This is a genomic window from Sagittula marina (genome assembly GCF_014196795.1).
GTDB lineage: Bacteria > Pseudomonadota > Alphaproteobacteria > Rhodobacterales > Rhodobacteraceae > Sagittula > Sagittula marina.
The window spans coordinates 239,240-248,945 of sequence record NZ_JACIEJ010000008.1 but is presented as its reverse complement, the minus strand read 5'-3'; the positions used below and the strand labels follow the sequence as shown (position 1 = coordinate 248,945).

General features: G+C 60.4%; 10 protein-coding genes and 1 tRNA gene. 3 read left to right on the top strand and 8 right to left on the bottom strand.

The genetic code is table 11. The annotated features are described in order from the left end of the window. The first annotated feature begins 141 nt into the window (after window positions 1-141). On the top strand, window positions 142-1,773 hold the full coding sequence (locus tag GGQ68_RS16580) for an AAA family ATPase (protein WP_183967932.1): 1,632 nt from the start codon (window positions 142-144) through the stop codon (window positions 1,771-1,773). Further along, window positions 1,766-2,017: a hypothetical protein gene (locus tag GGQ68_RS16575; protein WP_183967930.1), complete on the top strand. Its 252-nt coding sequence runs from the start codon at window positions 1,766-1,768 to the stop codon at window positions 2,015-2,017. The genes GGQ68_RS16580 and GGQ68_RS16575 overlap by 8 nt, the downstream gene beginning before the upstream one ends. A 12-nt stretch (window positions 2,018-2,029) precedes the next feature. Here the strand turns inward: GGQ68_RS16575 and GGQ68_RS16570 are convergent, their stop codons facing one another. The 8 genes from GGQ68_RS16570 to GGQ68_RS16535 all read right to left on the bottom strand — a co-directional run bounded on the left by GGQ68_RS16570 (window position 2,030) and on the right by GGQ68_RS16535 (window position 8,094). Then, complete coding sequence (locus tag GGQ68_RS16570) at window positions 2,030-2,809, bottom strand: DNA-binding protein (RefSeq protein WP_183967928.1); 780 nt, start codon at window positions 2,807-2,809, stop codon at window positions 2,030-2,032. 297 nt (window positions 2,810-3,106) lie between these two features. Next, window positions 3,107-3,718 (bottom strand): site-specific integrase, encoded by a 612-nt coding sequence (locus GGQ68_RS16565; protein ID WP_183967926.1) that lies wholly within the window; start codon window positions 3,716-3,718, stop codon window positions 3,107-3,109. 45 nt (window positions 3,719-3,763) lie between these two features. Next, on the bottom strand, window positions 3,764-5,143 hold the full coding sequence (locus GGQ68_RS16560) for a DUF6538 domain-containing protein (RefSeq protein ID WP_343055965.1): 1,380 nt from the start codon (window positions 5,141-5,143) through the stop codon (window positions 3,764-3,766). 157 nt (window positions 5,144-5,300) lie between these two features. After that, window positions 5,301-5,375: transfer RNA gene (locus GGQ68_RS16555), tRNA-Gln, on the bottom strand. A gap of 61 nt (window positions 5,376-5,436) precedes the next feature. Beyond that, window positions 5,437-6,429 (bottom strand): GGDEF domain-containing protein, encoded by a 993-nt coding sequence (locus tag GGQ68_RS16550; RefSeq protein ID WP_183967923.1) that lies wholly within the window; start codon window positions 6,427-6,429, stop codon window positions 5,437-5,439. Then, window positions 6,426-7,034, bottom strand: a complete 609-nt coding sequence (locus GGQ68_RS16545; protein ID WP_183967921.1) for a heme NO-binding domain-containing protein — start codon at window positions 7,032-7,034, stop codon at window positions 6,426-6,428. The genes GGQ68_RS16550 and GGQ68_RS16545 overlap by 4 nt, the downstream gene beginning before the upstream one ends. Before the next feature lie 83 nt (window positions 7,035-7,117). Continuing rightward, on the bottom strand, window positions 7,118-7,813 hold the full coding sequence (locus GGQ68_RS16540) for an HAD family hydrolase (RefSeq protein WP_183967919.1): 696 nt from the start codon (window positions 7,811-7,813) through the stop codon (window positions 7,118-7,120). Next, the gene (locus tag GGQ68_RS16535; protein WP_183967917.1) at window positions 7,810-8,094 is read right to left on the bottom strand and encodes a DUF3572 domain-containing protein; all 285 of its coding nucleotides are present in this window, start codon (window positions 8,092-8,094) and stop codon (window positions 7,810-7,812) included. The genes GGQ68_RS16540 and GGQ68_RS16535 overlap by 4 nt, the downstream gene beginning before the upstream one ends. Window positions 8,095-8,221: 127 nt before the next feature. Between GGQ68_RS16535 and GGQ68_RS16530 the strand changes: the two genes are divergently transcribed. Next, entirely contained in the window at window positions 8,222-9,703 is a 1,482-nt protein-coding gene (locus GGQ68_RS16530; RefSeq protein WP_183967915.1) for a diguanylate cyclase, read from the top strand. Window positions 9,704-9,706 lie beyond the last annotated feature (3 nt).

The window sequence follows — 9,706 nt, the reverse complement described above, 5'->3', positions numbered from 1 at the left end:
TCTCGGCCCTCGGCAGGGCCGAGATCGAAGCCGTAACTTGAACTCAGGTGGGAAAGGGAAAACTCATCCCCGAACCTTATTTGCGCAACAACGCCCAGCACACTGGAAAAGTCAGATTCGGCGCGCGACTTGGCTGCCCCGATGACAGTCACCGCGCTCATTCACAATGCCTCCGACCTGCGCGGTCATTTCATGTCCGCATCGGAAGCCATCCTTGTAGCACTATCCGACCAGGTTGGTGTCGACCTCATGACAGATCTCAGCGTCATTGCCCTGGAGCTATCCGACCGTAGGGACCGGACGTACCGGAATGAGCGCTTCCAACACGATCTGGATGATGCACTGGTCCGCGGTAAGAGCGTCCTCACAATTGTCGGCGCTCCAACGGAACTCTCAGATGCTGCACGGACGCTTTTGACACGTTCTTACGATTTACCCCCGATCGACGGCCGCATGATCGCTGAGGTCATGCGCGCGCTCGGACGCGCGCCTTCTCGGAAGCTCGCAGCATGTCTGACCGAACGAGACGACGCAATCGGATCCCTTCCGGCCGCCATTGTCATCGGCGCCTTGCGCCTCGCCGATCCAAGAAGAACGGTTCGTGTTATCCTCGATGCCATCGATCGTCTGAATGAACCCGAGCGGCATGGAATGAGCCTGGAAGATCTCCACTTGACCAAGGAAATCTCAGCGCATTTCCACGGTATTGTCGCGGACATTGAGCAATGGAGAGAAAGCACGCTCGCATGGGAGGACGTTTCGTGCAGCACCTTACTGTGTGGCCCGCCGGGCAATGGGAAGACGTCATTGGCGTTGGCGCTCGCGGGATCCGCCGGGCTGCATTACGTCAGTGGCTCATATGCCGAGGCACAAGCCGCTGGATCCCTGTCGCATTACCTGGGGGCTATGGAGAAGCGCGCCGCAGAGGCCATTGGAAACGCTCCGAGCCTGTTTTTTGTAGATGAACTGGATTCCCTGCCGGATCGTGCAAGAAATCACGCTCACAACGACGCGTACATGACCAGCGTCGTGAATCACGCGTTGGAGCTATTCACGCGGTTGCACCGAACACCCGGTGTCGCTCTGCTCGCTGCGAGCAACCATGTGTCGAACATTGATCCGGCGCTCATCCGAGCTGGTCGCCTTGATACCCACGTCTATGTCGGACCTCCCGATCGAGCAGGTATCGAAGCGATCCTGCGCAAGCGCCTGTCTTCGTCTGGAAGCACGCTCGATCTGCGCGCAGCCAGCCGACGGCTCGTCGGTATGTCAGGCGCGGATGTCGCAACCACCGCTACGAAAGCAGTTGCAATCGCGCGACGTGCAAGTCGTCTGCTTACCAATGACGACTTGGTGAAGGCCATCGACCAGCCTGCATCAGCGGGTTTCGAAGAGCAAATCAGGCGAATTGCGATTCACGAGGCCGGCCATGCAGTGGTCCGCGCTGCTGTTGGCCTGCGACTGCCGGAAAGCGCGGTGCTTTCCACCGAGACGTCGCATGTCTCATCTCCAGCACCGTCAACACTTCGCCTCCTTGAAGTCGAGCAGGTGATGGCGACGATGCTTGCTGGCCGCGCAGCGGAATTGCTGGAGATGGGGGACGCTTCATCTGGCGCGGAGACCGATATCGCGCAAGCAACACGTCTGGCCCTGTCCTCGGAAACACGCATTTGTGTAGGCATCTTGATGCCAATCTATCTCCCATATCCCCCCCGATCAGCCCGAAACCTGGCCGCCGGAGTTGCAAACTGCAATCCGGAGGCGCATGGCTGACGCGCAGAAACTGGCGCTTCGTGCGGTGCAGGCAAATAGCAAAGTCGTTCGCGCGATCGCGGATGCCCTGCTCGAGGAACGCGAGCTTGATGCCATGCAGCTGGAGCGGTTGCTGCGAGACGTTAGTGCCGTTCCCGCGACTTCGGCCACCTCCCCTGACCTCCCCATCGGTATTTTCTTGGGAGAAACAGAAATCGATCCGCATGCACCCGACTCGAATCTTACTACTTCACCGGAGGGGTGATGTTGCATTGCATCAGGATGGGGCGGATGCCTGTCCGGTCCGGCGCTTCCTGACTGGCTCCTCTGGCACCATATCTACAAGCCTCGTGATCAGGTCATCGAGGCGCTTCGCATCGTGATCCCATTGGCGCCTTGCATCCCGAAGCCGCTCGTCCAACGCGGCTTCGCGCTGCTCAGCCCCCAAGGCGCGCTCCAGCAGGTCCTCGACCTTCTTTTCCAGTTTCGCAACTTCACTTCGCGACGCGCTGGATAGATCGGCATAGCGTGCATCGGTTGCATCCCTTTGGTCTTCGGCCTTTGCCTTCGTGCTCTCCGCCCGCTCGACCCGCTCTTTCATTTCCGAAAGCTTCAGTTCAAGCTCCTGCACCTTGCCTTTCATCCCTGCATCGGCGCGGGCCTGCTCGTCGCGGTCAGCCACGAGCGCCGCCTTCTCTTTCTCCCAGCTTTCTTCCCGCGCACGCATTTCGGCACCAAATTCATCTTCTCGTTCATCGAACCGCCGGTTCAGCCTCTCAATCTCCTGAACGAGGATTGCTTCCTTAATTCCCGCGGTCTTCTGCGCCATCTCCCAGACACGCAAAGCCGACTGGAGCGCGTTTTTGACGTATTCGTCGGGCAGATCCTCGACCGCCGCCAGATCGTTTTCCCGCCGCGTCCAGAGCGCCAGATAGGGCGCGATATACCCGTGCCTTCCCACATCAAGCCGGTCCTGCACCTTCCTCACCGAAGGGGCGACGCCCTCAGCCTGCATGGCCTCGGCGGTTGCGAACACAGTTTCAATTTCTACGGTCATGATCTCTGCCTCTTCAGGATTTCTTCGAAGCTATGCCTCTTGGGCCGGCCTTTCGCCCCCCTGGCGCCGAGACAGATGTGGATAACCTCCGTCCGGCTACATCTGTAGTGGCCGTACCCCCAAGCCGATCGGGCCTGCGCAACTGTTGCTACAGTTGCAACAGAGCGAGCCGTTGTACTGCACAACAAGGCATCCTGACGATCCCGGCCGTGCAACGAAAAAACCCCGGCTGCGGAAGCAGCCGGGGCGCGTCGGTTCATCATAGATTTGCTTTTCAGAAGAGCGGGCTATTGCCGATCAGAACAGACGCGGCAGCGTCAGGATGGCCTGATACAAGGGGCGGAGAGGTTTTTCGGCACGGCGGTATGTCGCCAAGTTCACGTCCCTTGGCTTGTGACCCAACACATCAAGCCGATCCACGTCGGGAATGGCCAAGGTACTGCCGTCATCTTGCCGAAGACTAGCGAAGTGATCGTTCACGTAATGCCGGAATCCGTGACAGGAAAGCTTGCGGGGATTGCCATTCAGCGCTTTGTCCAGAGACGTCCGCAACATGTAATCCAGCACATCCCCAAATTTGGGATCATGGGCGTCCTTGTCCTCTGTGACGACATGAGCGAGATGGCGAATGTTCTCCGGTACCGCCTGCGGGAATAGAGCAACCCACTTCCGCTTCCGTGCGGCTTCGACGAATTCGGCAAAACCCAATTCCATGATGTGGGGATGAAGCGGGATCCGACGACGCCCGCCAGCGTTCTTGAGGCCTCGCAGGTGGTTGGGCCGAACATGCACGAAGGGGATTCCGTCCGCGACGCCAAAGTCATCCACCAGCAGACCGGCAATCTCCGCACGCCGGGCACCTGTGTAACCCAACAAAAGGTTCACCCAGTAGTGATGGTCCTGAATCACCAGGGGCCCCGGCTTATGCCTGTTGCCTTTCGACGAGCACCCTTGTCATAGGGAATGACCGAACAACGCCTGCATCTCATCAAGGGTAAAGGGCTCGCGCTTTTCGTCATCTGAGCGGTCATCAACCGGTACCAGCCCGTTCTTGTTCGCAACGAAGTCGATCACGGTGCCTTCTGATCGCGCATGATCCAGCAAGGCCATGAGGGTGTCCACGTGGCGCTGGATAGTCGAGGGTTTCATCCCGCAAGGTTTACCCAACCGCTTGGCTTCCTCAATGATCTCATGGCTGGTCAGATCGAATTCCGACTTTCGCTTCCAGTACTTCCGGGGCATCCGGGTTTCGAGCAACTTGGAAAACCTGTCGAGATGGTGCTGCCGGATGTCGGACATTCTCTGGAGCCCGGTCAGGTACATGAACAGCGTGATGGATTTCAGTTTCTGTTCCTTGGTGTCCTCTTGAGCGGTGGACCGCCAGATCATCTGAACCGCAGTCCCGGCGATATCATCGCCGAAAATGCGCTCGACGACCACATTCTCTGCGGACCCGTCGAACTCCTCGTCCTTCGGCTGAAGGCGCGCCGCATCGAACTGCGCGAGGATTGCGGTCCCGGTCATTCGCCCTTCGATCAGGGAGACGCCCGGTGTGAGGATTGATTGTGCAACGGGCTGTGCGATCGTCGGCGCAATGGTCGCTGGCTGAGGGGTGGCCGAGACCGTGGGAACAACCGGATCGACATGAGCTGTCGCCATCGCCTCGCCGCCGACAGCTTCCTGCATCAACCCGCAGAGCATGGAAACGGCGGCCTCGCGCGCGCCTTCGGCATTATGGAGCGGGACGGTCTCTGCGGCTTCATGCGCTGCCATGCGGGCTTCGATTGCCGCCCACCGCAACTGAAGGACATCAAGCTGCGTCAGAGTGCGTCCGACCTGCGCCCGCTTCTGGATTTCGGCGTTGAAGCCGGGCGAGATGAACTCCCGGAACATCTCGGCTTGGATCTCTTGCGCCTGCGGCCTTTCATCCTCTTCCAGAAAGTTCAGCCGCTCCGTCGCCATCTCCTCCCGCAGCCCGTCCTCGACCAGCCCGCGCAGCACAAACGTCTCGAGGCGATTCCGCCGTACCTTCTCCGCCGTCAGGCTGCCATCCATACGCTCGACCATGCGCGTACGACGCACCGACGACACGCAACGGCTGAGCTCGGCCTTGAAAAAGGCCGCCACATCCGCTTCGGGCAGGTCGATATGAAGGTTGTCGTCGAGCATTCGGTCCATGTGTGCAGTCAGTTGCACGCATAACCTAATCGCTGCCGCGCGATCCGTCGTCCCCAGGGAGACCATCACGGGCACATGAGGTGTGGATAACCTCGGGATGCGACGTCGAAAATAGAAGCGTCCGCGTCTGACGCAGAGGTACGGTGTGGTGACCATGACGACCGCCCTTCATGTCGGTCATCGCCTCGGAAGTCCCGGCGCCTACGTTCAAGGTCTGTGTGACCCCGTGTGTAAACGCTTGTGTAACCTGCACCTCAGCCCTACCGAGCCGGTGGGGCCAATCGACTAAAATCACTGCGACTTTCGGAAGTATTGGCTGGGGTGGTAGGATTCGAACCTACGGTACACTGTACCAAAAACAGTTGCCTTACCACTTGGCTACACCCCAACCGTGGGGCGTTCTCTAATAAAGCTCGCAGAGACGCGCAACCCCTCTTTCTGCAAAAATCTCATTTCTTTTCACCAATCGCTTTGGGCACCTCCGGATCGCCCTCTGCGTAAAAACTGTATCGTGCACGACCAGCCCGTTTTGAGGCGTAAAGTGCCTCATCCGCGCGTTCCACGACAGAGGCAGGCGTGACCTCTTCGCCCATGCAAATCGTGATCCCGATGCTCGCAGAGATCCGGCAGACCGCGTCATCGTAGGTCACCGGCTCTTCAATCCGTTTGATCAAGTGTACAGCCAGCTCCGCCAGCCGGGCCGGGCTGGTCAGGTTGGCGAAAACGATGATGAACTCGTCACCGCCAACGCGCGCAACCAGGTCGTCTTTGCGCGTCTCTTCCAGCATGACGCGCGCAGCCTGTCGCAGAACATGGTCGCCCGCAGCGTGACCATGCGTGTCGTTCACTTGCTTGAACAGATCGAGATCCAGGTGCATCAGCGAAAACGCCTGCCGCTGGCGGATAAGCTTGTCCAAATGGCCGTCAAGCGCGCGCCTGTTTTTCAGGCCGGTCAGTGTGTCGGTGAAGGCCCGCTCCTCCGCCAGGATCATGGCGTCCTGAAGACGTGTGTTCAGGCTGCGCGAGGCATTGATCGCAAGCGCCTTCGCTTCCATTAACCACAACATTTCAATCGATAGATCGGTCGATGCGAAATCCGTGCTGGTCAGACGATAGCGGCGCACCGCATCCACCACCGCGATGCCAAAGCTCAGGTTTACCACCGCCCCACCATCGCCGGTGCCGACAACAGTGCCCTTCAGCTCCATATCCGTGCCGCGCACCCGAAGGGACAGTTTACGACCCTGCGCCTCCAGCAAAGCGGCCATGCTGCGAATAAGGCGCGGACGGTAGACCTCGAACTGCTCCAGAAAACACGCGCCCTCCAGGGGGGTATCGCTCAGCTTGTGCAGCGTCGGCCCGGCCTGCCGGATACACCCCAAGGGGGACAGAACCGCGTGCATGGGCAACAGCGCATGCATGGCCTCTTCAGGCAGCGTCATCCGGCGCCTCCCCTAAGCGGCGTTCGTCCCGCCAGGTCGAATTCTCGCCCCTCAGCGAAGGCTGTTTCGAACAATGAGATTTCGACCACCTGAACCTCGGCCGCAGTCTCCGCACGACTGTCGAGCAGCACCAGCGCGCCATAGTCATCCGCAATGGCACGCAATACGCCGACCATCACATGCCCAAATCCCGGCAGACCCGGTCCGACCAGCAACCGATACTGGTTTTGCCCGTCATCGTGCATCTCGAGAGAGGGCAAATTCAGGTCGGCAACCACCAGCCGCGCCCGGTCCGGCAGATCATCAAGCGAATGCATGAAATCAATGTAATCCACGCCGCCAAACCGCAGCAAACGCCGCAAGCCTTCGCTGTTGGGGTGAGACACCAGATAGGTGCCCACATCCTCCAGAAAGACGTCCCGGGGCTTGTGCATCACGTCCTCTGACGCAGTTATCACCGCATCATATGTCTCCGGAGGGTAGATCAACATCGCCTCGAAATCGACGATCTCGAGATTTGCCCGGCCGGATATATCCAGCCAGGCCTCCGGCCCATATGTGTCTTGCACGAAAACCTGAAAGGTTCTCAGGATCAGCCCATGCATTGCGTTGCTCCGTCAGTCCGGACCATCTGACCCGGCGGGTCTTAACGCAGGCATAACAGTTGCAAATTGTAAGTATTTTCCGCTTAGCTTTCGCCGTCCAGCCAGGCGGGCAGATGGCCGATGTCAGGCAGCACGGTTTCCGCATAGCGTCCCAGCGCCGCGCGATCCGCCATGCCCGTCAAAACCGCCACGCGCCGCATGCCTGCCCTTTCCGCCGCGATCAGGTCATGGCGGCTGTCGCCCACCATCACCACCTCCGCCGGGGCCAGGCCCATGGCGTCGGCAAATGCAAGCAGCGGGTCCGGCGCGGGCTTTGCCCCGAAACCGCTGTCAGCGCCGGCAATGAAATCGAAATGATCCTTTACGCCGACGGCGGCCAGGTGCGTGTACGCAACCGCTTCCGAGTCGTTGGTCATCACCCCCAGCTTCAGGCCACGCGCGCGCAACCCCTCCAGAAAAGGGACAAGCGGCACGGCCTCGACCAGCGGTGCCGCCTCGGCTTCCGCGTCGATGGCTGCCACCAAGGCGCCCACCTTTTGCGGCAGGACCGATGCCAGCAACAGCGCCACCTCCCGGTTGGTGCCCGCAATGGCCGGGCTGTCAGGCCGGTAGCGCCCCAACCGAAGGTCAAAGCCGATCACTTCTGCCGCGCGCGCCGTCAGCACCGCATCCCCGCGCCCCAGCCGCTTTAACAGCCGCGTGGCAAAGGCGTTCCAAGTGCCGCCAAAATCGAACAGGGTACCGTCCTTGTCAAACAGCACCGCGCGCACTTCAGTCATGTCCAATGCAGTTGCTCCCCGCCCGGCAACGCCGCGCGCGCCTCTGCCACTACGGTATACGACAGGCTGACCGAATCGCAAAAGCCCACGATCCACGCGTCATCCATCATCAAGAAATCCAGCACCGATCCCTGAAACACCGGATCTTGTACGCCGTCGCGAAAGTCCGTTTCAGATGCGCCTGTTGCGCCCATGAAGACCGGCAGAAGCTCGTCGTTCGCGGCCAGCCAGGCCACGGCCTGCACACCGATCATTTCAGCACGATCTTGCGTAAAGCTCATGTTCTCATCACCTAAAGAAAGGGTTTGTTAACCAATTTCAACCAAACATTACGTTAATAGAAAGTTCAACTCGCGGACGCCTTTTCCATTTCAACCTCGCCAACAACTGCAGGAGGCAGCGCAGCGCATGACAAGCCGGATTTTGGTCGTCGACGCCGTGCCAACCAACCGCATCATCCTGAGGGTGAAGCTGTCGGCAGCCTACTATGACGTTGTGCAGGCCTCCTCCGGCACCGCCGCGTTGGACATGATGCGCACATCTGCACCCGACCTTGTGATCACGGCATCCGAGTTGCCGGATATGTCAGGGCGCGATCTGTGCGCGGCTGTGTATGAAAAATCCGCTCGCCGGCGCGGTCCGGCCACGCCGGTGATTATCACCCACAACGCCAATGACAAGGCAGAGCGCATGGCCTCTCTGGCCGCAGGTGCGGATGATTTGCTTGAACGGCCCATTGATGACCTCGTGATGCTGGCGCGGTTGCGGTCCCTGCTGCGCGCGCGTGACGCCGAAGCGGAACTGCGACTGCGCGATGACACCCGCCGGGCGCTTGGGCTTGAAGAGCAAGCCGCGGAATTCGCCACACCGGGTCGCATCCGGATCATCAGCACCGGGCATCAGCCCGAGATGAGCACGCTCGTTCACCAGCTTCAGCAACGCACCGAGCATCGTATCGAACTGGTGGGCACCGATGACCCGCTCAAGACCGCAGCCCGCGCGCCGGATGTTGTCGTCGTGGCCGAAGCCCCGGGCACGGAGGGCACCGGGCTCTCGCTGCTGCCCCAACTGCGCGCGAACCGCTCCACCCGCCATTGCGCGCTGATCTATGTCGCCCAGTCCAACCAACGCAGAGAAGCGGCAACCGCCCTCGACCTGGGCGCGAATGACCTGATGGTCAACGGCTTCGACGTCGAGGAACTGTCCATCAGGCTGAAGAAGCAGATCACCCGCAAACGGACCAACGACCGCCTGCGCGCCAATATGCGCGACGGCCTGCGGGCCGCGGTCATCGACCCGCTCACCGGGCTTTACAACCGTCGATATGCCCTGCCCTATGCCACCCGCCTGGCAGAACGCACCGCCGTGAGCCGCAAGCCCTATGCCATCCTCCTGGCGGATCTCGATCACTTCAAGCACATCAATGACGATTACGGCCATTCCGCAGGGGATGTCGTGCTGGCGACCGTCGCGCGCAGGATCAAGGACAACCTTCGTGCCGGGGATCTCACCGCCCGCTGGGGCGGCGAAGAGTTCCTTGTCGCCATGCCGGACACAAACCGTCAGATCGCCCAGCGCACCGCTGAACGGGTGACGGCGCTGATCTCCGAAACTCCGATCACACTGCCAGACGGGCGAAACATACTCGTCACGCTCTCCGTCGGCGTGGCCATCGGCTACGGCGCAGACGACCTGCCGGAGGAGTTGATTGCCAGAGCGGACAATGCGCTATACGCGGCCAAGCATCAGGGCCGAAACACCGTGGTCATGGCGGACACGGTGACCGCCCTGCCCCCCCGAGAAGCCCCCAAGGCAGAGTACGGCCCGATGGATGATCTGCCGCAGACCGGGACTTACGGTCCGGCACTTCCGAAGTTGCGCCACAGCTAACCG